The following is a 24370-nucleotide window of genomic DNA, read 5'->3' on the forward strand; positions in this document are numbered from 1 at the left end:
GCCACCCATGCACATCTCAGTCATCATCATCTCGCCTACGGCAAGTCCATTTTACGAAAAAGGGCAGTTTCCGGTGGGTTTTTAAAGAAAAACCCAGCTGGAGCCTCATGCTGCCATGCATGAAACTCCAGTCTGGGCTTTGTGAAACGAACCCCTCGGCATGCCGGATCAGAGCTCAGCTGGGCGAGTCACGCCCCTGCTCCTCCTCACGGAAGCTCGGCCACTGGCCATCAGCCAGAGAAACGAGAGACGGCGTGGCCACATGGAGACGGCGGCCATATACCCAGTCATTGGTCAGAACATTGCGTACATACTGGCGCGTTTCCGGGCTGGGCAGGCACTCTATGAACATCAGCGGGTCCTGAAGACCCTTCTGGCCGCTTTCCCATCGGAGAATGGCCTGCGGTCCCGCATTGTAGGAGGCCAGAACTTTCAGCAGCGACGCCCCATCACTCTGTTCCCCCTGGGCAAGGCTGTGGGCCAGATAAAGCATATAGAGCTGCCCGACCTCCAGATTATAGCCCGGCTCCCGCAGGCGGCGCTGCATTTCCTGATTGAAATCATCACTGGAAGCCGCTGCAACCGTCTGAGGCAGGTGGTACTGCTCACTTACGAAGCTGGCCGTCGTCGGCCTCACCTGCATCATCCCGTACGCCCCGGCAGCCGATGATGCCGTGGCGTCAAAATTGGATTCCATCCGGGCCACCGCATAAACGAGCGCCGACGACAGACGGAAACCATGATGGGGCCGCAGGTCGGGCAATGGCCCCAGAGCATCCTTGAACTCTTCTTTATGATCCAGTTTTGCCAGCGCCTGCTCCATCTGGTCAGCCAGAGCACGCATCCCGGCCTTTCTGACGACGAGCTGGAGCGAATGTGCCCGAACAGGGTCAGCCAGCGCATCCTGCCACATCTGGCGGGCCAGCATCTCGGCACGCCCCTGCTCACCGAGCTGGATCAGGGCGAAAAGATGCTCCCCCTCTCCCATGGAGGCCACGACATTAATGTCCACCTCACTCAGGGATGCCTGCTTCGCACCAGCCCGCCCGATCGTGGAAAGGGCGCCGGAAACGGCAGCGGCCTGTGATTTCTCGGAATGCAGCAGGCGCCCGGCCAGCAGGCCATAGAAACTCTCACTCTGCACGGATGTCCGGCGCAGCCATGTACGATACAGGGCTGTCTTGCCGTGCCGCTCCGCCACACGTCCGGCCCAGAAAGACGCCGCAGCCTGCACGTCACCATCTGTCTGCTCGGCATTGGCCGCCGTTTCGAACAGGCTGTAGGCCGCATCAAGCTGGCCCTCCCGCCAGGCAGCCAGACCAGCTGCAAAAGCAGGAAGCCCAACCCGGTACTGCCCTTTCTCCAGTCCGGCAGAACCAACACGCAGCGCTGTCCGTGTATCACCCTGGCTCAGAGCCTGCATGGCAATCTCGCCATACAGCTGGGCAGCATAAGCCGGAGACATCCCCGGTGTGACACGCAGCTGGGCCAGTGCCCTGCGGACACCTTCCTCCCCGGAGGAGGCCTTGTCCATGAGGTCCCGCTCCAGAAAACCATTGCGGACCAGTGTCTGGGAAAAGGGCGTCGCCCGGTCGGACTGCTGAATATCCGCAACATTCCGGTACCCGGCAGACGGGGCAGCAGCAGACACCCCCCGACGCAGCTCTTCCTGCTTCTGCCTGAGCAGCGGGGCATCAGGAAGAGCCGGATAACGACGGAGCCAGCTGTCCAGCTCGGACTCGGAAGGAGTGAAATATATACTCAGGTACCGCTCGGCCAGATAATCCGGCAGCAGGAGCTGTCCCGCCGTGCCATCCGTCCCCGAGCCATGGGTCAATTCCCCGAGACGGGCCGCATCACCTGAGCGGACTGCCGCAAAAAGCGCCCTGTAGTGTCCGGCCACCGTGGCCGGCAAAGGATGAGGCAGGGAAACCCCCGCCATGGAAGAAGGTGGTGCATCGTGGCCCTCACCGTCTGAATACTCCGGCACGTGGGACGGAAAAGAAAGAGCCTGCCCCTGCGCCGGAAAAACAGTGTTTCCCGCCAGAATGGCAGCACCGAGAACGGCACCACGCCACACTGCGGGAGACCCACATGGCAATATCCATCGCATAATGCCGAGGGACGTAACCCGCTTTTATTTTTCTGGCAACCCTTGACGTCAAGCCAGACAATTCCAGTGTGCCTTTCATAGTAACGGCTCCCTAGCCAGGAATCCAGAATATTCTTCTGATTTTACACGCTGTTAGCTTTTTTTCTGTATCTGGTCAGCGACAGAATTAAGAAATTATGAAATTCACTCCCATTCCGGCCCTCAGCCTCCTGCATCAACACCTGTTCCCGACTACGAATCGGCAGCCTGCGCTGCTTCCTGTGAGAGAGTCGCATCCAGCAGGAGCATGTCAGCCCACAGCGCCTTCCGTCGTCCCGCCGTTTCCCCCAGCTGGGCCGGGTGCCAGAGAGGTAACAGAGGCACACCCCCCTCCAGCCCCGGCACATGAGCCTCATGCCAGCGCCCCCGCAACTGACTCAGCCGGGAGGTATTCTGTAAGAGCATGGCAGCGGGCGTACTGCCCATCGTCACAATCCGGCGAGGTCGTGCCAGTGCCACTGCCCTGTGCAGAATGGGCAGGCAGGCTTCCACATCACGCTGTGAGGCACGCTGCCCTCCCGGCGGGCGCCAGGGGATGGCCGGCGCCATGGAAAGCTGGGACCGCTTCAACCCTATGGAGGCCAATATCCTGTCCAACAGGGCCCCCATGGGACCAGCGAAAAGAGTTCCATGCCGGTCCTCATCCTCATTTGGCACATCCCCCACCAGCAGAAATGGGGCTCCCTCCACGATGACAGGTGCCAGATGATGCTTGGCCGTCCGCATCAGGCCAACGCCCGGCAGCTGCTGGCTGGCCTTCAGCAGGGCGGCAACATCCCGGGCCGCAGCGATATCAGCCAACACCTCGTCCCGCCCCCTGACAACACGACGGGACGCGGAAGGTTTCTCCACTGGAGCAGCAGCCTTCTGGCGGGCCCGCACACGATCCGGCAGAACAGAGCTCTCACCCCAGACATCCCACGGCATGTCCTCCATGACAGCGTCCACACCCCATTCCTGATGCAGACGGAGGGCAGCAAGAGCATCCTGAGCAGAGCAGGCCGGGAAAGATGCCATGATGAGCGAGATCTCTTCTCTACAGTTCCACGGGATGAAGGGGCGGCTGCACCCCCTCATGGTCTTTGAGCTTTCAATTTGTTACATAGCCTCATCGGAAATGAACACCCCTCCCCCGGACATGGTGCCAGAGCAGATCAGTCTCCCGCCTTGCCCGGCCTCTTCTGCAAGGATGCCCTGCCATGGCGCTGCATCAGGATATGGCTCACGCCAAGATCAATCTGTTCCTCCACGTCACCGGGCGCCGTGAAGACGGATACCACCTGCTGGACAGTCTGGCTGTCTTTGCTGGAGCGGGTGACCATCTCCACCTCTCCACCGGACCACAGGGTCAGGCAGACAGCCTCACGCTACAGGGTCCTTTCGCAAAAGGGCTGGAAGCGGATGAAAACAACCTTGTCCTGAAAGCCGCCCGGGCCCTGCGCCAGACCCGGGGGGAGGAAGCAGCCAGACAGCCCGCCGCTGCCCTCACGCTGGAAAAACGGCTACCGGTGGCATCCGGCATTGGCGGGGGCTCTGCCGATGCCGCCTGCGCCCTGCGCCTGCTGACCCGTTACTGGAGCCTCCCAATGGAAGCGGCCGCCCATGTCGCCCCAACACTGGGGGCGGATGTCCCAGTCTGTCTGGCACAAAAAGCCACACGCATGGAAGGGATTGGTGACATCCTGACAGCAGCCCCGCCCCTGCCAGAAATGGGGATGCTTCTGGTCAATCCGGGGGTCGGTGTCTCCACCCCGAGCATTTTCCGACGTCTGGCAGAAACAGGCGGCATCACCCCCCGCCCGCCACTTGCCTTCCCGGAAGCAGGCTGGCCCACGCTGGACGCTCTCATCGCCTTTCTGGCGCAGACGGAAAACGACCTCCAAGCCCATGCCATCGCTCAGGCGCCCGTCATTGCAACCGTACTGGAAACTCTGGCGACCCTACCGCAGGTGCGGTTCCATCGCATGAGTGGGTCAGGAGCGACCTGTTTCGCCCTGTTCGAGACAGCTGACCAAGCCATCAGGGCCGCAGACCATCTGATGGACAGGGACATAGCCCAGGCATGGTGGCACTGGGCAGGACCGGTCCTGCCCTGAACCCACCGGCATTCAGAATGCCCTGCAACAGAAAAGGCCCGCTGCGGAAGAGCGGGCCTTTTTCCATATCAGGAACAACCAGAACCAGCTTACTGTGCTGCACTCTTCAGCCGGGTGTTGCATTCGGAGTAATAACCGCCACCCTTCTGGATCCATTTCAGGCTGCCATTACGCCCGCTGCTTTTATTGGCATTATACTGTGCCAGGCAGGTCTTCATACGCGCCTTGCCCGGTGAGAGAGACGCAAACTCCGGCGAAACACGAGCCGGGAACAGGACATTCCCGCTGGCAACCGGAGCAGCTGCAGCTGGCGCAGCCGGCTTGCCTGTCTCAGCCGGGGCAGAAGCGACCGGCGTGGAGGCAGCAGGAGACTGGGACTGAGCAGCCGCAACGCTGCCCGTGCAATGGTCCAGCTTGAAATCGGCATACTTCTGACCATTCAGCGTACCGGCCTTCTTCGCATCGCTGAAAGCCTGACGACAGGCCGCCGCAGACATCTTGCCCGCTGGAGACGGAGCAGCCAGAGCGCCCTGAACACCCAGTACGGAACAGGCCACCATGGGCAGGCACAGACGCAACAGTTTCATAGTCTCACCCCTTTTTCATCGTTCGTGATAGCGCAGCCACAGGGGCAGAACGCCACAGTCAGCCGGGCGGATAGCCCGGCCTCACCGTACTGCCTACCAGCCTTATAGGGCTGCCCTGCCTCCGGCAAGAGACAAAACAGCCCTGCCAGTGCCTCAGTTCAGTCGCTCGCCATGCTGGGTCAGGTCCAGACCCATCTGCTCTTCCTCGGCAGAGACACGCATACCGATCAGCCTGTCCACAACCCAGAAAATGAGGGCCGTCAGCACGACAGACCAGACAATCGTGACACCGACAGCCTCAGCCTGCCGGAGAAGCTGGCTCCATCCGCCGCTCACACCGGCAGGACTGGCTGCCGTCGCTGAAAGCGGCCCATAAGCAAACACACCTGTCAGAAGGGCTCCGACAATGCCACCAACACCATGCACACCAAAGGCATCCAGACTGTCATCATAGCCTAGCCTGTTCTTCAGCACGGCAGCGCTGTAGAAGCAGACGCCACCGGCTATCAGACCGATGGCCAGAGCCCCACCGGGCAGCACATAGCCAGCAGCCGGGGTCACAGCCACAAGGCCCGCCACCGCACCGGAGATGATGCCCAGCGCCGTCGGCTTGCCATGCCGCCACCATTCCACCACCATCCAGCCAACACCACCACCAGCAGCGGCGATCTGCGTTGTCAGCATGGCCATGCCGGCACGGCCATTCGCACCGAGTGCCGACCCGGCATTGAAGCCGAACCAGCCCACCCAGAGCAGGGAAGCCCCGATGATGGCATAGGCCAGATTGTGCGGGGACATATCATCCCGCTTCAGCCCATACCGACGGCCGATCATGATGGCACAGACAAGACCAGCCACCCCGGAATTGATATGCACGACCGTTCCACCCGCAAAATCCACGGCACCAAGACCAGCCACCCAGCCCAGCGGACTCCAGACCCAATGGGCAATGGGAGAATAGACCAGCAGGGACCAGAGGATCGTGAACACGCAAAGTGCCGCAAAGCGGATTCGCCCGGCAAAAGCGCCTGTCAGCAGGGCTGGCGTGATGATGGCGAAGGTCATCTGATACATCAGATAGACACTTTCCGGGATGGTCATGGGGGTTTCAGCCGAAGTCCCGGCGCCCAGCGTGAAGGCTCCGTCCGCACCCTGATGGATATGCTCTGCCACACCCCCCAGGAAGAAACGGGACAGATCACCAATCCAGGGTGTGCCCGTCGTGAAGGCCAGACTGTAGCCCAGCACCATCCAGACAATGCTCACAATACAGCATATGCCAAAAGACTGGATCATGGTGGACAACACGTTTTTGCGCCGCACCATCCCGGCATAGAAAAGAGCCAGACCAGGAATGGTCATCAACAGGACCAGCGCCGTGCTGACCAGCATCCAGGCGGTATCACCCGTATCAATCGCACGCATCACAGAGCTCCCTCGCCGGTTTCCCCAGTACGGATACGCACCATCTGTTCCACATTGGTAACCATGATCTTCCCATCACCGATGCGGCCTGTCCGGGCCGTCTCCGTGATGGCCTGGATGATGTCTGGCACACGCTCATCCGCCACGACTGTCTCCACCCTGATCTTGGCAATGAAGCTGACCGTATATTCCGCCCCACGGTAAATTTCCGTCTGGCCTTTCTGGCGCCCAAAGCCCCGTACCTCCGTCACTGTCAGGCCATGCACGCCAAGCTCGGCAAGAGCTTCCCGCACATCGTCCAGTTTGAACGGTTTGATGATCGCCGTTACAAGTTTCATCCCTTGCGGCCCTCTCCCATGGCTCTTCTGCTGCATGAAGACAAAATCGTGCCACCTTCATAACGATTTCTGCAAGACTTTCTTTTCCGCAAGGATAGGGCTAGACACGATAGACCTGCTCCTTTGACGGAAAGTACCGCCATGACGGGAGCATCCTGCCATTCACCGGGCCGGAAGGAACATCTGCCATGGGCACGGATTACGACCTCTGCATAAATGGTGGTGGCCCCATCGGGGCGACACTGGCCTGCCTGCTTGCGCAGAAAGGGCTGCGCATCCTCCTTCTGGAGCGGGCTCCCCTCTCTCCCACCCCGGCGCAGAATCCCGATGGCCGGGCGTATGCCCTTGCTGAAGGCGTCCGCCCCCTGCTGGAAGAAGCGGGAATCTGGCAGGCCCTGCCCCTGTCTCCCCAACCCATCACCACCATCCATGTCACCGATAGTCAGGGGCGCATTCCCTCGGCATCCCGCAGCAGCATTGCAGACGGGCTGAGCCTTACCGGTGATGATGCCCCAGAAGGCCGCCCCTTCGGCTGGATGGTGGAAGCCCACAACCTTCTGGCAGCCATCGCCCGTACCCTGATGGCCCAGCCGGGGCTGGATGTCCGGGCACCAGCAACGGGCCGCTTCACCTTCTCGCCCGACAGCGCCCGGATCACCCTGGATACGGGGGACACCGTTACGGCCTCCCTTGTCATTGCCGCAGACGGGCGACGCTCCCTCCTCCGCGAGCAGGCCGGCATCGGGCTGACCCGCATTCCCTATCACAAGGTTGCCCTGGTCAGCGTTCTGGCCCATGAGAAACCCCATCACGGCAGTGCTCTGGAAAACTTCCTGCCGCAGGGGCCTTTCGCCCGGCTCCCTCTTCCTGCCACCGAAGCCCACCCTCACCGCTCCGCCATCGTCTGGACAGACCGGCCCGAGCGCATCGACCATTTCACCCGGCTTGATGCCCGCAGCTTTGCCCGGCTGGTTCAGGACCGTCTCTGTGGGGAAGACCTTGGTGCGCTAGAGCAGGCAGGCACCCACTGGACGTACCCTCTAGCATCGCAATATGCCCATCGCTATTGCGCCACACGGCTGCTTCTGGCCGGGGATGCAGCGCACGGGCTGCACCCCGTGGCGGGTCAGGGCATGAATCTCGGCTTCCGTGATGTCCGCACCCTGAATGACCTTCTGGGAGACGCCCATGCGCAGGGACAGGATCTAGGAGACCCTGCACTGCTGCGACGCTATCAGCGTCTCAGCCGTCCGGGCAATCTCGCCATGCTGGCAGGCTGCGACATGATGGAGCGGCTCTTCAGCACCGACATGCCCCTCATCCGTCATGCTCGCCATGCGGGACTCATGGCCCTGAAGCGCCTGCCATCCCTGCGTCATGGTTTTGTCCAACGTGCCATGGGGCTATAAGAAAACAGCTATGGCCACTTTTCTCGACAGGTTTCCACACTCCTCATCAGAGCCCGGATTTCTGGAAGAATTCTGGACCACCATGCGGGCGCAGGCCTGCGGCTGTTCCGATGCTCTGATCCAGGGGCTTTTTGCAGTGAATATCTGCAACCATGCGGATTTTGCCTCTGCCCTGACATCACTGATCAGCGCCAAGCTGACAGACCGGGCCATGTCGGAAGCCGCCCTGATGCACCTTGTCGCCTCCACGCTGGAGGCCAGTCCCGACATCGTCCGGGCTGCAGCATCGGATATCGTGGCGACCTTCCAGCGGGACCCCGCCTGCCCGGACCTTGCTACGCCGTTCCTGTTCTTCAAGGGGTTTCATGCCCTGCAATCCTACCGTATTGCCCATCATCTCTGGCTGGCTGGCCGCAGACCACTGGCCTATCACTTCCAGAGCCGTGTGAACGAGAAATTCGGTATAGACATCCACCCTGCCGCCCGCATCGGCCAGCGCATCACAATCGATCACGGCACAGGTATCGTCATCGGGGAAACCACCATCATTGAGGATGACGTCTCCCTCTTTCAGGGGGTCACGCTCGGGGGAACCGGCAAAAACAGCGGGCAGCGCCATCCTGTCATCCGGCAGGGCTGCATGATTGGCGCTGGTGCCAAAATACTGGGCCATCTGGAAATCGGTGCCCATGCCCGTGTCGGAGCCGCTTCTGTCGTGCTGGGCAATGTCCCGCCCCGTTCCACCGCCGTGGGCAACCCCGCCCGTATCGTCCGTTTTGGCGACATGGACCAGGACTTCACGAATTATCAGATATGACCGGCACGCCCCGACTTATCCCCAGTTCAGGGGACAGGTTGGGGCATCATCCTGTGTGCCGGGACGGGAAGAATGTGGATGGAATCAGGCGACTCCTGAGAAAACCGCCCTCTTCTACTGTTGATGATCTGTTCCGGCCCTCTTTTCAGCTCACCACAAAGCCGGAACACCCACCAATGAAAAAGCCGGACCGATGCATGACTGCACCGGCCCGGCTCCTTTCCCAGGATTCAGCTCCTGAAAGCCTCAGCCCTTACTGGCGGGAAAAATGGAAGCTCATCCCGTAATCATAGGTCTGACCCGGCTTCAGCTCGATGCTCGGGAAGTTCGGCATGTTCGGGCTGTTCGGGAAGAATTCAGGCTCGAAAGCCAGAGATTCCCATTTGCCATAGGGGCGGCCAGACGGACCCTGATAATTGCCATACAGATGGTTGCCGGAATAGAACTGCATCCCCGGCATGTTGGTGGCAACTTCCATCACACGGCCGGAACGGGGATCCGTCACACGGGCCACGACACGCTCCGTATTGCCCGGCTGGGATGGGCCGATGAGGACCATGCACTTGTCATAGCCACCCTGCGGAGCCATCTGCGGGTCTGCACTGCCCAGACCTTCACCCACCGTGCGGGGCTGACGGAAATCGAACGGCGTCCCCTCAACAGAGGCCAGCTCACCCGTCGGAATGGAGTGCTCGTCTGTCCTCAGGAAACGGTCAGCATAGATCTGCACCACTTCCGGAGCAATGCTCCCGGAACCCTCGCCATTGAGGTTCCAGTAGTTGTGCGTGGACAGGTTCACGACCGTCGGAGCCTTGGTCGTCGCATTGAACTTCAGGCTCAGCGTGTCGTTGCCGCTCAGACGATAGGTAACCTGCGTCTTCAGCTCACCCGGGAAGCCCTGATCACCATCGGGGCTGACCATCTTCAGCACAACATAGGCCCCCTGGGAGTCCACGCCCTTGCGAACGATCTTCCAGAGTTTGCGGTCAAAGCTCTCAGCACCGCCATGGAGGGTGTTCGGCCCCTCATTGACGCTCGTATGATACTTTTCACCTTCCAGAGTGAAGACACCACCGGAAATACGGTTGGCCACACGCCCCAGCACGGCACCGAAGTGCGGGTCGGAGTTATGGTTTTCGTACCCGGCAATGTTCGGAAAGCCCAGAACAACGTTCCCCAGACGGCCATTGCGGTCCGGCACGTCCATCTCATGGATGATGGCGCCATAGGTCAGCACGACAACCTTCACCCCATGATCATTGGTCAGGGTGATTGCCTGCACCTTCTTGCCAGTGGAAAGACGACCCCAGTCCTTTGTCTGGACCGTTGGCGCTGCGGCAGCCATGCCAGACAGGGCCACACTGGCAACCAAAGCGCTGGCAGACAGAAGCCAGCTGCGACTCTTCAGAAAAGACATAAAATCTCTCGCACTCCACGAAATACAGGACCCGCCAGGACGACGGGCTGCGCTCCTCCCGGGAGGGGGCAGGAAGCGTCCCCTTCAGGGCTGGTGTCCATCAGAAAACCTAACGATGCAAAAATGCAATACTTCTTTTTCTTAACATGCCTGATATTCGAAAGGGGTAGGCAGCATGGAGCAAGTACCATATGCTTGAGTTCACTGGTCTTCATGACTTGCGCATGTGGAATCAGACGTATGTTACGGCCCGTTCCCGTTAAAGGTATGCCGCTGCCATCTCCTGGTGGATGACGTGGCAAGCCGCATAGCCGGGCCTTGAAGAAAGAAAAAAACAGGAGCGGCAGCAGCATGGCGTGCACAGGCAGCACAAAACAGCATCATCGAGGCAGACTCACTGCACTTTCCGCACTGGTCGGCTGCCTGGCCCTGCTGTCGCTCGGCGGGTGTGGTTCCCTCCACGCCAAGCCGCCGACCGACCCGGACGATCTGGCGGATTACAAGGCGGTCAACGACCCTTACGAGCCTTTCAACCGCAAGATGTTCAGCCTCAACATGTGGGTCTATCACAAGGCCCTGCGGCCGGTAGGACGGTTCTGGAAAAACAACATTCCCCAGCCCATCCGCACCTCTGTCGCCACGCTGAACGAGACATGGCGCCAACCCGCCGTCTTCTTCTCCGATGTGGGGGCAGGGCGCCCGCGGCGTGCGGGGGATTCCTTCATGCGTTTCCTGCTGAACATGACGACGGCTGGCTTCTATGACGTTGCCCAGCATCTTGGCTACAAGCAGCATGAGACAGACCCTGGCATGGTCATGGCGCTGTGGGGGGTCAAATCCGGGCCTTACATTTTCCTGCCCGGGCTTGGTCCTACCAATTTCCGTGATGCCGCAGGCTATGCCATCGGCCAGGGGCTGACACCCATCAACTACGTGCCCAGAGGGTATGGCCTCATCAGCTTCAACTGGGGCTACAACATTCTCGGCACCTTCAATACCTTTGCAGACAGTACAGACCAGCTGGACCAGCTGGAACACCAAAGTCTCGACCCTTATGCTTTCATGCGAAGTGCATGGCAGCAGCAGCGTCAGAGCCAGATCGATACCCTCAAGGCTGATCACCGCGCCACCACCCCCGACTGGTACTGACCATTCCGTCCCCATGAGGACAGCCTTTATCGGAAGGATCCCTAAACATGATGCTCCGTCAGCTTACACGCCGCACCATTCTGGGAGCTGCCAGCCTGTTCGCTCTCATTCCCACGCTGGCCTTCGCCACTCCCTCCAGTGATGAAGCAAAGGCGTTTGTCAATGATTTTGGCGGGAAACTGGTGGCCGTCCTGAACAGCGACACTTCGCTGGACAAAAAGCGCGAAGCCCTTCTGCCCCTCCTGCGGGCCAATGTGGACGTACCAGGAATCGGCCGCTACTGCCTGGGCCGCTACTGGCGGATCGCCACGCCGGAACAACAGAAGCTTTATCTTGAGCTGTTTCAGGACGTACTGCTGAATGCTGTCACGGCCCGCGTGGGGGAATATCAGAACATTTCCGTCCGCCTGGTGGACAGTGTGCCCTCCCCGGCAGGCCAGAAGGTGACCCTTCAGATTTCCCGTCCGCATCAGCCCCCCATCCTGATGACGGCCGTCATTGATGGCGAACCGCCCAAGGTGGTGGACCTGTATGGTGAGGGTGCCAGCATGCGCCTGACACAGCGCAGCGACTACACGACCTACCTCACCCGCCATGGCGGGCAGGTACAGACATTGATCGACGCCCTCAAGCATCAGCTGGGTCGGCACTGATCTCTCCATTCACAACGGATCAGCAACGTGGAGGGGGCCATAAGCCCCCTTTTCGCTGACTGGCCTGTTTCTCCAACCATGTCCCCGGAATGACTGACGACCTCTCCCTCTTCGATTTCACGCTCCCTCGTGACCATATCGCCACAGAACCTGCCCGCCCCCGTGACATGGCACAGCTCCTGCATGTCGTCCCACCGGCCCTTGCAGGAACTGATGATGCAACCCTCTCCCTCCATCGCATCCGCAATCTTCCCGAACTGCTGAAGGAAGGCGACCTGCTCGTCGCCAATGATACGGAAGTCATCCGGGCAAAAATGGAGGCCCGACGGGGTGACGCAAAAATCGGCATCACGCTGGACCGCATCCTGCCGGAAGGGCAGTGGCATGCCCTCGCCCGCAATGCCCGCAAGCTCCGCCCCGGTGACCGGCTCCACTTCGAGGATGATCCCGTCACGGCGGACGTCCTGACCAATGAGGGCGATGGGGCCGTGACCCTCCGCTTCTCGGTCGAAGGCGATGAGTTCGATGACTTTCTGGAACGCCGGGCCGCCCTGGCCCTGCCGCCTTACATTGCCCGCCCCAATGGTCCGACTGAAGCCGACAACAGCGACTACCGCACCATTTTCTCCCGCTTTCGTGGGGCCGTGGCGGCACCGACGGCAGGACTGCATTTCACGGAAGAACTGCTGGAGGCCCTTGCGGCCAGAGGCATACAAAAACAGACCCTCACCCTGCATGTCGGAGCCGGGACGTTCCTGCCCGTCCGCAGCACCATTGCCGAACATAAAATGCATGCGGAATGGGGCCATATTGATGAGGAAACGGCCCGTCTCATCAACGAGACCCGTGCCAATGGCGGCCGTGTCGTTGCCGTAGGCACCACCAGCCTGCGCCTGCTGGAAAGTGCGGCGGATGAACAGGGTATCGTTCATCCATGGACAGGCGAAACCTCCATCTTCATCCGGCCGGGCTACCGCTTCCGGGCGGTGGACGCCCTGCTGACCAACTTCCACCTGCCCCGCTCCACCCTTTTCATGCTGGTCTGTGCCTTTGCCGGTACGGAGACCATGCGCCATGCCTATCATCACGCCATTGCCGAAGGGCTGCGCTTCTATTCCTACGGTGATGCCTGCCTTCTGGAACGTGCCCCATGACGACCGAGTCCATCCGCCCCAACCTTACCCCATCCGACCGCATGCACTGGCAGAAAGACGCCCAGTGTGGGCGGGCCCGGGCAGGCTGGCTGCATACCCGTCATGGCAGCGTACCGACACCGACCTTCATGCCGGTCGGAACCGTCGGGACCGTCAAGGGCATCACGATGGACAATGTGCGGGCCACCGGGGCGGGCATCGTGCTGGGCAACACCTATCACCTCATGCTGCGCCCCACGGCCGAGCGGGTCCAGCGTCTCGGCGGGCTGCACCGCATGATGGACTGGCCCGGCCCCATCCTGACAGATTCCGGCGGATTCCAGGTCATGTCTCTGGGGCCGCTGCGGAAGATGGATGAGGATGGCGTCACCTTCCGTTCCCACATTGATGGCAGCTCCCACCGTCTGACGCCTGAAAGCTCGACGGACATCCAGTACAAACTGGATGCCACCATCACCATGGCCTTTGATGAATGTCCGGCCCTGCCCGCCACGAAGGACGTGCTGGAAGCCTCCATGGAGCGGTCCATGCGATGGGCCGCCCGCTCCCGTGAAGCCTTCATCGCCCGCCCCGGCTATGGGCAGTTCGGCATCGTGCAGGGCGGCACGGAGCAGGACCTGCGGGAACGCTCCGCCCTTGCCCTGCGGGAGATCGGCTTCGAGGGCTACGCCATCGGAGGGCTTGCCGTAGGCGAAGGGCAGGAGCTGATGTTCTCCACGCTGGATTACACGACTCCCATGCTGCCCGAGGACCAGCCCCGCTATCTGATGGGCGTCGGCACGCCAGATGACCTGCTGGGTGCCGTCATGCGGGGCTGCGACATGTTCGACTGCGTCATGCCGTCCCGTGCAGGCCGTACTGCCCGGGCCTATACGGAGCGGGGCACGCTGAATCTCCGCAATGCCCGCTTCGCCGAGGACACCCGCCCCATCTCCCCCGAAGATGACAGCCCGATGGCAGGCCGGTACAGCCGGGCCTATCTGCACCACCTCTTCCGGGCCAACGAGATGCTCGGGCCGATGCTCCTGACCCTCCACAATCTCGCCTATTATCAGCGGCTCATGCGCCAGATACGGGCCGCCATCGTGGCAGGAACGCTGGAACAGACCGCCACCCAGCTCCGCCAGAACTGGGCCAGGGGCGACTGGAGCGAGGATGAATGGCCCATGCCCCGCTACCAGCAGGGCTAGGTCGTTCCTTCAGGGCACCTGTCCTTCATAGCTCCCCCAATGGGTGGCCAGCTCCCGCACGATTGGGCTGGCCACCTGATAGGCCGCACTGGTGGAGGCATAAAGGCCCGGCAGGTTTTCCTCATGCGCTGCATTGGCCAGCATGGTGGCCGGTGCCACGCCGTTGGGCGGCATGTCGAAATTGCTGGTCGTCCGCAGGATGAGGAGGCGCCGGTCATCCACACGTCCTGCTCTGGCCTGCAACGCCAGTGCCTGACAGAGGCCAATGTCCTCCTCTGCCGTCGTGACCATCTCGCCCTGATGGTCCGTCCAGTAAGCGACCCAGCGTTCCGCCCACCGGTTCATGAGCGCTCCAAGCCAGTATGTCTCACCGGAGATCGTATCACCCATCATCACATGCGGCGGCTTCAGTGCCTCGGGGAAACCCTGATAGGCCCGGCGATGGGCCTGAAGTTTTTCATTGTCCGGCAGAGCGATATGGCGTGTCCTTTCATAAGCCCAGCGCACAAGGGAAGGTCGCAACGTATAGGCCATGTCCCCAGCGATGGAATGGAGCGGTGGCCGTGGCTGCTCATCCGGTACATGGCCCTGCAACGGCGTAAAACCATCCGGCCAATCGGACGGAATTTCACGTGAATCAATCAGATGGGCTGCCCCGCCATTCACGACATGCAGCGCCCAGGCGGCAGACCCGATGCTGCCCTTATTGGGATTCACACCGGCAATCCCTGCCAGAACGAAATAGGCATGGCGGAGGTCAAACCGGGGGTCCAGCGCCAGAGCGGTAATGGCCGCTGCCATATGGCCCGGTCCCTCACCACTGACCAGCCCAAGCACATGGTCTTGCGCATTATAGCGAAGGACACCGTGCTCCGTCCCCGATGCAGGCAGTGTTTGTTCCAGCGGGTACTGTTCCACCCAATGCTGGAACTCTCCCGGCATGTCGCCACTATCCTGCCCCAGCTCGAAGGTTGTCACCACCACGACGTGTACCTCCAGCGGGACAGCCTGTGCCGGACGGGCAGACCCCGCCCCCGCTGCCACCAGCCCGACCAGAAGACCAAGACCATACATCCAGCCCGCCTTCACTGCCTGTCTCATCACATGCCTTTCCTTCCCATCGTTCTCTCCGGCCTGTCTCAGGGCACGGACCGCAGCAGGGGATTCTTCATCACATCCTGCCCGAAAGCCTGAAAACGGGCCTCCAGCTGCCATTGCAGCCGTGCCTTCATATTGTCCTTCAGAAACCGTTCACAGGCTGGAGCGGCGCTTCCACCCGGCACCATGCCCGAACAGGCCGGCACAGCCTGCCCCAGATGATGCCCGGCCCAGAGGCTCTGCCCCGGCATGAACCCATATTCCAGCCCCGTACGGGACAGCTGGACAAGTGTCGGATAATCCAGATGGTAGGCCAATACGGCCCGCATGTATTCCTGCGTCAGATCGCTACGGGACACACCTTCATCATCTGTCGAGAGCGCCACGGGCACACCGGCCTGCCTGTAAAGCGAAAAAGGATGCCGCCCATCCCGGATACCCAGAATCTCATCATTGCTGGTCAGATTGATCTCCACCAGAATGGAGCGCCGTGCCATCTCTTCCAGCAGAGAAGCCGGGTCATGCTCCCACAGAACATCCACACCATGGCCGATCCGCTTGGCCCCCGCCACGTCAATCGCCGCCCGGATATGATGGTCCAGATCGCCCAGCGGCACGAGAGACGGTGTCACCTCCCCCGCATGAAGGCTCAGATTCGTCCCCGGATACAGCCGGTTCAGAGTATGGAACATCTGCATGTGCAGGTCATAGTCCCGCAGGGCCACCGGATCATCTTCCGGCGCCACGATGTTGATGCCGACCAGCCGGGTATCCTGGCGGGCACTCTCATACGCCGCCACGAGCTGCACCCAGACAAACGGTGCCGGAAATGTCCGCAGGGCAGAATACTGATAGCGCACCGTCACCCCACACCCTGCGGAAGCCTGCGCTGTGCCGCACTTCATGATGGTTCGGGCACGGGCCTCCATCTCATCAATGGCCGCATGGGACAGGGCTGCCATCCGCCCCAGGGCGGGCTTCAGAGCCTCATAAGCCCGACTGAAATCAGCTTCCGTCCTCAAGGGAGGCAGGGCAGCAGCCTTCATCATCTCCCCCAATGCATCAAAGGTAATAGGAGCGATCTGCAATTCCAGATACTGCACATTGTCACGGGCAGCCCGCTCGGCAGCCTCGGCCAGCATGTCCCCCTGATGCCTTGACTCCACCGCCATGAACCGCAGAAAGGTCGCAAAGAAATGATCATGGCCGGAGCGGTCATGTTCCGTAGGAATGAAATTGCGCATGGACAACGCATTGACCATCTCATTCCAGCCGGTTTCATTCCCTGGCAGACCATCTGCCGGAACCTGCCCCTCCCCCGGCTTTGGACAATGACTGGCCAGAATGGTCTGCTCCTTCAGCGAAACGCAGAGACCATCCCCCGCTGCCCATTTGAGGAAACTCTCGGCATAGACCGCCCCGGAAAGATGGTTGTGCAGGTCCGCTCCCTTGGGGAAGGCCCTAAGGAACAGCTCCAGCCGGACAGGGTCGGTCTTCACCCTTTCGAACAGGGTCGCCACGGAAGGCGGGGCCGCCACCGGGGCAGCAGACACCCGACCTGTCTGGCCAGCAAGAAAGACAAAAAAGGCAAAAACAGCAGAACAAAAGAATCTCATGCCTCATGATGGCGGCCTGCGCCGGAGCTGACAAGAAAATCCCTTTCCACACACAATGCCAGCTGCCACACTTCCCCCATGCACGCTCCTCCTCCACCCCCACCACAGTTGCAGAAGCGCAGCCTCAGCCTGTACGGGCACAGAACCTCCATCGCTCTGGAAGCCGAATTCTGGCAGGTTCTGGAGACCATGGCCCGTGCCGAACAGCTTGCCCTGGCAGCCTTCATCGCCCGGCTGGACAGGCATCGCCCCCCGGAACAGACGCTGGCCTCCCTGCTCCGCCTCACGGCACTACGCTTTGCCCTGAACCAGGCCCCGTCAGCCCCCGTGTGACCCGTCTTGGAAAGACCGCATATTCCTGTTCCGCCCTCCCCTGTCCCCGTGATAGAGTTTACAACCATGTGAACAGGGAGGGCATCGATGGCTTTCTGGGGGAAAATGTTTGGTGGTATTGCCGGTTTTGCCGCCGGGGGGCCGGTCGGCGGTCTTCTCGGGGCCATTCTGGGCCATATGAGCGATACAGACAGACTGTTGACCCCGCTCTCCGGCACATGGGGCGACCGTTTCCCCGCACGGGGGCAGCCCGACCCGCATAATGCCGCCTTCTTCACCGCCGCAAAACTCTCTGCCCTGCTGGGAAAGACGGATCAGCTCTACGGCCTTGGTGTCGTCACGCTCTCCGCCAAGCTGGCCAAAATCGATGGCCCCGTGAACCGGGCCGAGATTGAAGCCTTCAAGACGGCCTTCCGGTTCCCTGAAGACAACCAGAAAGAGGTTGGCCTGCTTTTTGATCGGGCCCGGAACCGGACGGACGATTTCGAACTTTATGCCCGTGAGCTGGGGCGTGCCTTTGCCGACAAGCCGGAGCCACTGGAAACACTGCTCAGCGTCCTCTTCCGCATTGCCAGGGCAGACCTGCCTGCCGGGGCCCCGCTGCATCCGGCAGAAATGGACTATCTCCGCCGGACGCACAAAGCCTTCCGCCTTTCAGAACGGGCCTGGGAGCGGGCCGAGGACGGCCAGCCCCGGGCTGCCTCCACATCATCAACGGCAGAGTGCTATCGTGTGCTGGGCATCAGTGCAACGGCAACGGATGGCGAAGTCCGGACACGCTGGCGTGTGCTGATCCGTGAACATCACCCGGACCGTCTTGCCCAGCGCCCCATGAGCGATGCTCAACGGAAAGCAGCACAGGAGCGTGTGGCCCGCATCAATGCCGCATGGGACCAGATAAAGCGGGACCGTGGCCTGTAAGGCGGGTCTGCTCCATCACGGCTGGGGTTGCTGTCCCCCCAATGGCACAGCCACCCAGCGCAGCCCCTCACCATCCTGCACCAACAGAAGAATATCCGTCCGCTTCAGCTCACGGGCACGGTCCAGCGCAGCCTGCAGGGCCTCCGGTGTATTGACCTCCTGCTGCCCGACCTGAAGCACCAGATTCCCTTCCGTCAACCCACGGCTGGCAGCGGGGCTACCCTCATAGACACGCATCACCAGCACACCCCTCTGGCTGTCAGTCAGGCCATACTGCGTCCGGGCCGCTTCATCGACCACGCCCAGCTTCACCCCCAGTTCTTTCAGGGTCTTTACCGGATGTTCCGGCGGGTGCGTGTCGGAAGGAAGGGGATCCTTCTCATCGGGGTTGCGCCCCAGGGTCAGATCCAGCGTCTGATAGCTGCCACGCCGCCAAAGGGTGAAATGCACCGTCTCTCCCGGTTGATACCCCGCCACGAGCCGGGGCAGGGTCTGGCCTGTCACCGGCTGACCATTCAGGGCTGTCAGAATGTCCCCAACCTGCAAACCTGCCTTCCGGGCCGGTCCATCCTTGCTGACCTCGGCAACGATGGCCCCCGTTCCCCGTTCTTTTCCGGGCACATCCGCTTTCCAGAAATCAAGGTCTTCTGCCATGTTGCGGGTGACATCCTGATAGCGCACACCCAACCAGCCACGCCGGACATGGCCTGTCTGCCGCAACTGGTTGATGATGCCTCGGGCATCATCCGAAGGAATGGCAAAGCCGATGCCGATGGAATCCCCACCAGACCCGCCATAAATCAACGTATTGATCCCGATGACCTCACCCTTCAGATTGAAGAGCGGGCCACCTGAATTACCGTGATTGATGGCTGCGTCCGTCTGGATGAAGTCGTCATACAAACCGTGATCGACATTCCGCTTGCGGGACGAAATGATGCCAGCTGTCACCGTGCCACTCAGACCGAACGGATTGCCGATGGCCAGCACCCAGTCTCCGATGCGGGCATCGTCACTATGCCCCAGCGGGACGGACGGCAGGGGCCGGTCTGCCTTCACCTGAAGGACGGCAAGGTCCTCCTTGCTGTCCCGCCCGACAATCCGTGCCGGATATTCCGTCCCATCCGACAGGGTCACGCTCACCTGCTGGGCATTGTCAATGACGTGATTGTTCGTCACCACCACGCCAGAAGGATCGATGATGAAGCCGGACCCCAGCGCCTGTACCTGACGGGCAGGGTGCCCATCGGCATGACGGCGGTGGAGATAGTCATGGAAAAACTTCTCGAGCGGTGACCCTGGCGGGAAAGGGGATGATTGCGGCCCGGACGGTGTACTGCCATCCGGCCCGTCCGGCTGCTGTTCATCAGGGTGGATCACGCTGGAGACGGAAATATTCACCACAGCAGGCAGGAGCCGCTCCACCAGTGCCGCAAAACCGGGCATCATGGCCGCCTCATGCGCAGCACGGGTTGTCACGCTCCCCCCCTGCGGCAGCTCTTCCCCCGGCAGGGTCGGCATCGGCACATCATCCTGCGCCCAGGCTCCACCGGACTGGCCAAGAATACCAGAAAGCACGAAACAGGACAGCCATCGGGCCACCCTCATGCGGGAGGAAGACAGAAGAGAAGAAGACATGAATCGGCTCATGCTGTAGAATCTACTCCACGGCGGACCGGACGTCATCCTTCCAGCCTGCAAGTTTGTGTTTTTTTGCCTCATGAGGGGCGTTGCATGAGAGGTCCTGCCCCATGACAGCCACCGACATCTCTTCCCTGAAAGACCTCATCTCCGACTTTCTCACAACAGAAGAGACTGCACATCAGACCAGCATAGAAGCCCTGACACTGGAAGATGGCCATCTCCACCTCATTCTGCGGACAACAGCTAAAGGTGCGGCGTTCCTCCAGGACGCTCAGACGACACTGGAGGACAGGCTCAGGCAGCACCCCGCCGTCAGCAGTCTGACCCTGTCCCTCACAGCTCATCGCCCGGCAGGCCCCGCCCCCCGCAAGGCCGGTGCAGAAAGCGGGCACCGGCCTCTGGCCCTCGGGAAGCGACCCACAGGCCGCTCCACCCCCCCGGAAGCCTGCTTGCCCGATGTGCGGGCCGTCATTGCCGTGGCGTCCGGCAAGGGAGGCGTGGGGAAGTCCACCACAGCCGTCAATCTGGCATGCAGCCTGGCCCGGCTGGACCTTCGGACCGGCCTGCTGGATGCTGACATTTACGGCCCCTCTCTTCCCCACATGCTGGGTGAAACCCAGAAACCTGTTGTCGAGAATGGCAGGCTGCGCCCACTGGAACGCTGGGGCATGGAGACGATGTCCATCGGCTATCTGGTTGACAAGGAACAGGCCATGATCTGGCGTGGTCCCATGGTCATGGGCGCCCTGACCCAGCTCATGAGTGATGTGTCCTGGGGGGCGCTGGATGTACTGGTGGTCGATCTGCCACCCGGCACCGGAGATGCCCAGCTGACCCTGACCCGCAAGCTTTCGGACAAGCTGAAGGCCGGTGGGGCCGTCATCGTCTCCACCCCGCAGGACATTGCCCTGCTTGATGCCCGCCGGGGTGTCACGCTGTTTGAGAAGACCGAAACGCCCGTGCTGGGGCTGATCGAGAACATGTCCTATTTCTGCTGCCCGCACTGTCAGGAACGGACTGACCTCTTCGGCCATGGTGGGGCCCGCAAGGAAGCCGAGGCCCTCAACATTCCTTTCCTTGGGGAAATTCCCCTGCTGCGGGATATAAGATGCAGTGCTGATGAAGGAACCCCTCTTGTCCTGCGTGACCCGGATCATCCTGCATCACAGGCTTACAGAGCCATTGCCCGCACCCTGAAGGATAGACTGTTTCCCTCTTCGTGCTGACCGGCAATCCTGCCCACCTCTTTGACCAACCCACGGAAGCCCATGCCGACTTTCTGCCATCCCCGTTTCTTCCTCCTGACAGGCCTTGTGCTCTCCCTGCTCAGCATGGGGGGCTGTAACAGACCCAACCAGGCCATCGGCCATCGTGGCCTTTCTTCTGATGGCTATGGCTTTGTACAGGATGGCCCTGTCCTTGCGCCCCCAGCCCATCTCATGCAGCACCAGAAGCCCGCCACCACGGGCCGCTGACCTGTCCGGCTGTTTCCTGGCCGGGATTTTTTCCCCACTCCCCTGATTTTCCACTTGATTTCTGGAGGGAAAAATGAGATGTACGGCCCCGTTGCCGGATTAGCACAGTGGTAGTGCAGCGGTTTTGTAAACCGAAGGCCGGGAGTTCGAATCTCTCATCCGGCACCACGATTTTCCCTGAAAATAGGCCGTTCCCCAGTGCTTCATGCCTGACGCATGTAGTATGTAAGACGCTGCTTTCCGTCCCCTACCCGACACGAAACCGGGCCCCCCGCGACGCACAGGCAGACGCCCCGTCGGCGTAATCATGCCAGAGGAGACGGAAGCGTCCTGCTGCACCTACCTTTCTCCCTCCCATCAGAATGAAGTAAAAGCAGCACAACATTATCCATCCCCACATCAAAGGCATCCCCTACTCCATGAAAAGCACCCTGCCCGGCTTCATCACACTGTCCCGCCTGTTCGACATGTTTGAAGGAGCGGCCATGTTGATCCTGTCCATCTGCATCACGCTGGTGGCCTGCCTGGGGCTGCTGCATGTCGTGGTGGCAGTGGCAAAGCTCATCATCCATGCCGGCCTCAGCCCCACGGAGCCTGCCATATTGCAGGAAGTCTTCGGGCTGTTCTTCACCGTCCTGATCGCCTTGGAATTCCGCCACTCCATCCTCGTTCTTCCCGGTTCGGAATCACAGGGAATGATCCGCATGAGGTCCGTCCTGCTCATCGGCATGATGGCAGCCGTACGCAAGTTCATCGTGCTGGACCTGAATGGCGTGAATGTCCGTGAACTTCTGGCGCTTTCAGCCGCTGTTCTGTCACTCTCCGCCGCTTACTGGCTCGTCCGTGGCAAAGCCATGACCCGCACGGACCCTACGCCTCAGCCTCCTCCATCCAACCAGTAAGCCCATAAAAAAAACCCCTTTCCGGCCTGTGGCTGGAAAGGGGCCCGAACCTCCTGCTTCCCCTTTGCATCGGGAAGCAGGAAGCGTCATCAGAAGAGCTGAATGTGGGACTTGAAGCCCAGCATGGCGGCGTCCTTCAGGACACGCTGCATCCCCGGATGGAAGTAATACTGGAAATCCGGCGCAAAGGTCACACCCCGCATGACATGGATGCGGTAGGTGGCCTCCAGCGTGCTGCCCCAGCGCTGCACACCATAAGACCCCCACAGGAGCGGCGCCCCGCCACTCGCATAATAGGCGGTCGCCCCCTCTGGAGCCATCCCATGATCCACCTGGAACCGCTGCGCAGCACGGGTATAGCTGCTGGAACCGGTATAGGAGAAGGAAACACCCACCGTATCCAGCGGGCGGGCTGGCCAGAAGCCCGTATCCACAAGACCGAATGCATACAGCTTGCCACGCATGGCTGTGGCTGGCTTATTCCAGTATGCATCAAAGAAGGCCACCAGTCCCCCTTCTGGCGTGTCCTGTGTCTTGTTCTTCATGATCATCTGGTCCGCCAGGAACCACATGCTCCAGTTGAAATTGCGACGGATGCCCGTACCGGGAACCTCATCGCCCACCCCCTGACAGGTCGGGCAGTTGGGGATGGTCATCCGGGTCCGCCATGCATTGCGCCGATTGGGAGGACTATACACACCAAGATAATGGTCGGACGTATCCGGGGAGAACCCAAATTTGTAGTGACCCGGCAGCTGCTGTTTACCAAACTCAGGCTCCCAGCCAACCTCGATCGGGGTCACGACCCCGCTGATGGTCCCGCCATTGAACTTGAACCCGCTGCGATTCTGCTGCACGCCATAAATACCGCGCTCGGGAAAATAGACACCGACCTGGATGTAGGTACTGTCTGTAGGACGGCCACGAATACGGGCCCCCCAGCTTGACCCCGGATAGGATGACCGTGTGTACGTATCCGTAACGGCCTTGGGGTTTCCGCAGAAAGCGTTGTTCATGAAGTTACAGTAGATCGGGCTGATGGCGAAGTCCGAATCCATGGACATGCGGCCTGCTGCGATATTCAGCCGTCCACCCCAGAGGGTCTCTTCCCCGTAGAAATAGACGAGATGGAACGCCACGTTACCACCACCACCATAGATTTCCTGGCTGGGGTTCACATTGTCGCCAAACATCCTGCTGGCTGGAATACCGTAACGGCCTACACCGATGACATGGGTCTGGAACCCGGGGATCCCGGCCAGCTTGTACCAGTCAATGTCATTCTCGAAACCATACTGTCCCGTATTGGAGGACCCCTGCCTCAACCCCAGTCCTTTCCTCGGAGAGGTGATGGCACCAGAAAATTCGTTGGTGTTGTCCAGCAGGACGACCACACCACGATCCCGCAGCCACTCATTCCAACGCATTTTCTGGAAGAGTGCTTCTGGCCGGGGCAGCGGCGGCCCATCATTATTGGTCGGATCCCCTTCATGCAAAGGAATGTTCACGCGCTCGAGCAGCTCACGCCCGTTCTCACCGAACACACCGAATTCTTCCGTCGGATAATTGGAATATGGCCGACGCCGCAACCCCATGTCATGGATATAATGGGCCGCCGTCTTCTCGGCATCCACTACCTTCGGTTTCTGCACCACGGATACCTGCTGGACAGGTTTTCCGTCCCGTGTAAGGATGACCTGTCGCTCTGGTGCTTTCTCTGTCTGCTTTACGACGGCAGGTGTCTGCATGGCATGAGACAGGGCACCCTGGGCCGAATAGAGCAGAGGCTGACCTGCCCGGCTGCCATCAGCGGCCATCGAAGGCGAAGCCCCAAAAGACATTGCCGCCACGGATGGCAGCAGAACAGAGCAGGCCCCCACACGGGACCTGTTTAAAAAAATACGCAGAATAGTCAGCATGGAAAACGCTGCCATATTCCCACTTCTCCCCAACAACTGGCCCGATTGCACAAAACACACCGCAAAAGTGGCCCC

The 24370-nt window shown here is 60.7% G+C and carries 22 protein-coding genes and 1 tRNA gene; 13 read left to right on the forward strand and 10 right to left on the reverse strand.

The window, feature by feature from the left end; genetic code table 11:
* Nucleotides 1-175 precede the first annotated feature (175 nt).
* Nucleotides 176-1942, reverse strand: a complete 1767-nt coding sequence (locus CO583_RS06510; RefSeq protein ID WP_249103278.1) for a transglycosylase SLT domain-containing protein — start codon at nucleotides 1940-1942, stop codon at nucleotides 176-178.
* Nucleotides 1943-2344: 402 nt separating this feature from the next.
* Entirely contained in the window at nucleotides 2345-3229 is an 885-nt protein-coding gene (locus tag CO583_RS06515; RefSeq protein WP_249103280.1) for a uracil-DNA glycosylase, read from the reverse strand.
* Nucleotides 3230-3351: 122 nt separating this feature from the next.
* Here CO583_RS06515 and CO583_RS06520 point away from each other — a divergent pair, with 122 nt between their 5' ends.
* Nucleotides 3352-4248 (forward strand): 4-(cytidine 5'-diphospho)-2-C-methyl-D-erythritol kinase, encoded by an 897-nt coding sequence (locus CO583_RS06520; protein ID WP_249103283.1) that lies wholly within the window; start codon nucleotides 3352-3354, stop codon nucleotides 4246-4248.
* Between the two features lie 89 nt (nucleotides 4249-4337).
* Here the strand turns inward: CO583_RS06520 and CO583_RS06525 are convergent, their stop codons facing one another.
* The 3 genes from CO583_RS06525 to CO583_RS06535 form a co-directional block, all read right to left on the reverse strand.
* The gene (locus CO583_RS06525; RefSeq protein ID WP_248630640.1) at nucleotides 4338-4835 is read right to left on the reverse strand and encodes a hypothetical protein; all 498 of its coding nucleotides are present in this window, start codon (nucleotides 4833-4835) and stop codon (nucleotides 4338-4340) included.
* Between the two features lie 153 nt (nucleotides 4836-4988).
* Entirely contained in the window at nucleotides 4989-6260 is a 1272-nt protein-coding gene (locus CO583_RS06530) for an ammonium transporter (RefSeq protein WP_043558267.1), read from the reverse strand.
* Nucleotides 6260-6598, reverse strand: a complete 339-nt coding sequence (locus tag CO583_RS06535) for a P-II family nitrogen regulator (protein ID WP_043558265.1) — start codon at nucleotides 6596-6598, stop codon at nucleotides 6260-6262. The genes CO583_RS06530 and CO583_RS06535 overlap by 1 nt, the downstream gene beginning before the upstream one ends.
* A gap of 188 nt (nucleotides 6599-6786) precedes the next feature.
* Between CO583_RS06535 and CO583_RS06540 the strand changes: the two genes are divergently transcribed.
* Nucleotides 6787-8007: an FAD-dependent monooxygenase gene (locus CO583_RS06540; RefSeq protein WP_043558262.1), complete on the forward strand. Its 1221-nt coding sequence runs from the start codon at nucleotides 6787-6789 to the stop codon at nucleotides 8005-8007.
* An 82-nt stretch (nucleotides 8008-8089) separates the two neighbouring features.
* On the forward strand, nucleotides 8090-8824 hold the full coding sequence (cysE, locus tag CO583_RS06545; RefSeq protein ID WP_227449693.1) for a serine O-acetyltransferase: 735 nt from the start codon (nucleotides 8090-8092) through the stop codon (nucleotides 8822-8824).
* 253 nt (nucleotides 8825-9077) lie between these two features.
* Here the strand turns inward: cysE and CO583_RS06550 are convergent, their stop codons facing one another.
* The gene (locus tag CO583_RS06550) at nucleotides 9078-10241 is read right to left on the reverse strand and encodes an aldose epimerase family protein (RefSeq protein WP_043558260.1); all 1164 of its coding nucleotides are present in this window, start codon (nucleotides 10239-10241) and stop codon (nucleotides 9078-9080) included.
* A gap of 351 nt (nucleotides 10242-10592) precedes the next feature.
* On the opposite strand from CO583_RS06550, the gene CO583_RS06555 reads away from it, so the two are divergent.
* The 4 genes from CO583_RS06555 to tgt all read left to right on the forward strand — a co-directional run bounded on the left by CO583_RS06555 (nucleotide 10593) and on the right by tgt (nucleotide 14387).
* Nucleotides 10593-11390 carry a VacJ family lipoprotein gene (locus CO583_RS06555; RefSeq protein ID WP_081563399.1) on the forward strand — a complete coding sequence of 266 codons (798 nt, stop codon included), beginning with the start codon at nucleotides 10593-10595 and terminating at the stop codon, nucleotides 11388-11390.
* A gap of 47 nt (nucleotides 11391-11437) precedes the next feature.
* On the forward strand, nucleotides 11438-12043 hold the full coding sequence (locus CO583_RS06560) for a phospholipid-binding protein MlaC (protein WP_227449678.1): 606 nt from the start codon (nucleotides 11438-11440) through the stop codon (nucleotides 12041-12043).
* 89 nt (nucleotides 12044-12132) lie between these two features.
* Complete coding sequence (gene queA / locus CO583_RS06565) at nucleotides 12133-13197, forward strand: tRNA preQ1(34) S-adenosylmethionine ribosyltransferase-isomerase QueA (protein ID WP_086442085.1); 1065 nt, start codon at nucleotides 12133-12135, stop codon at nucleotides 13195-13197.
* 41 nt (nucleotides 13198-13238) lie between these two features.
* Nucleotides 13239-14387, forward strand: coding sequence for a tRNA guanosine(34) transglycosylase Tgt (gene tgt, locus CO583_RS06570; RefSeq protein WP_086442121.1), 1149 nt, complete (start codon nucleotides 13239-13241; stop codon nucleotides 14385-14387).
* Nucleotides 14388-14396: 9 nt separating this feature from the next.
* On the opposite strand, the gene CO583_RS06575 is transcribed toward tgt, so the two are convergent.
* Both CO583_RS06575 and CO583_RS06580 read right to left on the reverse strand, forming a co-directional pair.
* Nucleotides 14397-15488, reverse strand: a complete 1092-nt coding sequence (locus CO583_RS06575) for a purine nucleoside permease (protein WP_248630696.1) — start codon at nucleotides 15486-15488, stop codon at nucleotides 14397-14399.
* A gap of 38 nt (nucleotides 15489-15526) precedes the next feature.
* The gene (locus CO583_RS06580; protein WP_248630641.1) at nucleotides 15527-17101 is read right to left on the reverse strand and encodes an adenosine deaminase; all 1575 of its coding nucleotides are present in this window, start codon (nucleotides 17099-17101) and stop codon (nucleotides 15527-15529) included.
* Between the two features lie 78 nt (nucleotides 17102-17179).
* Between CO583_RS06580 and CO583_RS06585 the strand changes: the two genes are divergently transcribed.
* Together CO583_RS06585 and CO583_RS06590 are read left to right on the forward strand one after the other, a co-directional pair.
* A complete protein-coding gene (locus tag CO583_RS06585) occupies nucleotides 17180-17434 on the forward strand; it encodes a ribbon-helix-helix domain-containing protein (protein ID WP_043558252.1) in 255 nt (84 codons plus the stop codon).
* Nucleotides 17435-17521: 87 nt separating this feature from the next.
* Nucleotides 17522-18355 carry a TerB family tellurite resistance protein gene (locus tag CO583_RS06590; protein ID WP_043558249.1) on the forward strand — a complete coding sequence of 278 codons (834 nt, stop codon included), beginning with the start codon at nucleotides 17522-17524 and terminating at the stop codon, nucleotides 18353-18355.
* A 15-nt stretch (nucleotides 18356-18370) separates the two neighbouring features.
* Here CO583_RS06590 and CO583_RS06595 read toward each other — a convergent pair whose 3' ends face one another.
* Complete coding sequence (locus tag CO583_RS06595) at nucleotides 18371-19993, reverse strand: Do family serine endopeptidase (protein WP_227449680.1); 1623 nt, start codon at nucleotides 19991-19993, stop codon at nucleotides 18371-18373.
* A 113-nt stretch (nucleotides 19994-20106) separates the two neighbouring features.
* Here CO583_RS06595 and CO583_RS06600 point away from each other — a divergent pair, with 113 nt between their 5' ends.
* The 4 genes from CO583_RS06600 to CO583_RS06615 all read left to right on the forward strand — a co-directional run bounded on the left by CO583_RS06600 (nucleotide 20107) and on the right by CO583_RS06615 (nucleotide 22376).
* A complete protein-coding gene (locus tag CO583_RS06600) occupies nucleotides 20107-21225 on the forward strand; it encodes an Mrp/NBP35 family ATP-binding protein (protein WP_248630642.1) in 1119 nt (372 codons plus the stop codon).
* Nucleotides 21226-21267: 42 nt separating this feature from the next.
* The gene (locus CO583_RS06605; protein WP_081562719.1) at nucleotides 21268-21474 is read left to right on the forward strand and encodes a hypothetical protein; all 207 of its coding nucleotides are present in this window, start codon (nucleotides 21268-21270) and stop codon (nucleotides 21472-21474) included.
* Nucleotides 21475-21567: 93 nt separating this feature from the next.
* Nucleotides 21568-21642: transfer RNA gene (locus CO583_RS06610), tRNA-Thr, on the forward strand.
* A 251-nt stretch (nucleotides 21643-21893) separates the two neighbouring features.
* On the forward strand, nucleotides 21894-22376 hold the full coding sequence (locus tag CO583_RS06615; RefSeq protein ID WP_086442091.1) for a phosphate-starvation-inducible PsiE family protein: 483 nt from the start codon (nucleotides 21894-21896) through the stop codon (nucleotides 22374-22376).
* Between the two features lie 89 nt (nucleotides 22377-22465).
* On the opposite strand, the gene CO583_RS06620 is transcribed toward CO583_RS06615, so the two are convergent.
* Nucleotides 22466-24310: a carbohydrate porin gene (locus tag CO583_RS06620; RefSeq protein WP_248630644.1), complete on the reverse strand. Its 1845-nt coding sequence runs from the start codon at nucleotides 24308-24310 to the stop codon at nucleotides 22466-22468.
* Nucleotides 24311-24370 lie beyond the last annotated feature (60 nt).

Source organism: Parasaccharibacter sp. TMW2.1882 (genome assembly GCF_023337635.1).
Taxonomy (GTDB): domain Bacteria; phylum Pseudomonadota; class Alphaproteobacteria; order Acetobacterales; family Acetobacteraceae; genus Bombella; species Bombella apis.

Bases quoted from the DNA above. Each gene is read 5' to 3' on its own strand.
- CO583_RS06580 (WP_248630641.1), bottom strand. From the start codon at position 17,101: ATGAGATTCTTTTGTTCTGCTGTTTTTGCCTTTTTTGTCTTTCTTGCT.
- CO583_RS06520 (WP_249103283.1), top strand. From the start codon at position 3,352: ATGGCGCTGCATCAGGATATGGCTCACGCCAAGATCAATCTGTTCCTC.
- CO583_RS06550 (WP_043558260.1), bottom strand. From the start codon at position 10,241: ATGTCTTTTCTGAAGAGTCGCAGCTGGCTTCTGTCTGCCAGCGCTTTG.
- CO583_RS06525 (WP_248630640.1), bottom strand. From the start codon at position 4,835: ATGAAACTGTTGCGTCTGTGCCTGCCCATGGTGGCCTGTTCCGTACTG.
- CO583_RS06535 (WP_043558265.1), bottom strand. From the start codon at position 6,598: ATGAAACTTGTAACGGCGATCATCAAACCGTTCAAACTGGACGATGTG.
- CO583_RS06600 (WP_248630642.1), top strand. From the start codon at position 20,107: ATGACAGCCACCGACATCTCTTCCCTGAAAGACCTCATCTCCGACTTT.
- CO583_RS06595 (WP_227449680.1), bottom strand. From the start codon at position 19,993: ATGTCTTCTTCTCTTCTGTCTTCCTCCCGCATGAGGGTGGCCCGATGG.
- tgt (WP_086442121.1), top strand. From the start codon at position 13,239: ATGCACTGGCAGAAAGACGCCCAGTGTGGGCGGGCCCGGGCAGGCTGG.
- CO583_RS06605 (WP_081562719.1), top strand. From the start codon at position 21,268: ATGCCGACTTTCTGCCATCCCCGTTTCTTCCTCCTGACAGGCCTTGTG.
- CO583_RS06510 (WP_249103278.1), bottom strand. From the start codon at position 1,942: ATGGCGGGGGTTTCCCTGCCTCATCCTTTGCCGGCCACGGTGGCCGGA.
- CO583_RS06585 (WP_043558252.1), top strand. From the start codon at position 17,180: ATGCACGCTCCTCCTCCACCCCCACCACAGTTGCAGAAGCGCAGCCTC.
- CO583_RS06615 (WP_086442091.1), top strand. From the start codon at position 21,894: ATGAAAAGCACCCTGCCCGGCTTCATCACACTGTCCCGCCTGTTCGAC.
- queA (WP_086442085.1), top strand. From the start codon at position 12,133: ATGACTGACGACCTCTCCCTCTTCGATTTCACGCTCCCTCGTGACCAT.
- CO583_RS06575 (WP_248630696.1), bottom strand. From the start codon at position 15,488: ATGAGACAGGCAGTGAAGGCGGGCTGGATGTATGGTCTTGGTCTTCTG.
- CO583_RS06620 (WP_248630644.1), bottom strand. From the start codon at position 24,310: ATGGCAGCGTTTTCCATGCTGACTATTCTGCGTATTTTTTTAAACAGG.
- CO583_RS06515 (WP_249103280.1), bottom strand. From the start codon at position 3,229: ATGAGGGGGTGCAGCCGCCCCTTCATCCCGTGGAACTGTAGAGAAGAG.
- cysE (WP_227449693.1), top strand. From the start codon at position 8,090: ATGCGGGCGCAGGCCTGCGGCTGTTCCGATGCTCTGATCCAGGGGCTT.
- CO583_RS06555 (WP_081563399.1), top strand. From the start codon at position 10,593: ATGGCGTGCACAGGCAGCACAAAACAGCATCATCGAGGCAGACTCACT.
- CO583_RS06560 (WP_227449678.1), top strand. From the start codon at position 11,438: ATGATGCTCCGTCAGCTTACACGCCGCACCATTCTGGGAGCTGCCAGC.
- CO583_RS06590 (WP_043558249.1), top strand. From the start codon at position 17,522: ATGGCTTTCTGGGGGAAAATGTTTGGTGGTATTGCCGGTTTTGCCGCC.
- CO583_RS06530 (WP_043558267.1), bottom strand. From the start codon at position 6,260: ATGCGTGCGATTGATACGGGTGATACCGCCTGGATGCTGGTCAGCACG.
- CO583_RS06540 (WP_043558262.1), top strand. From the start codon at position 6,787: ATGGGCACGGATTACGACCTCTGCATAAATGGTGGTGGCCCCATCGGG.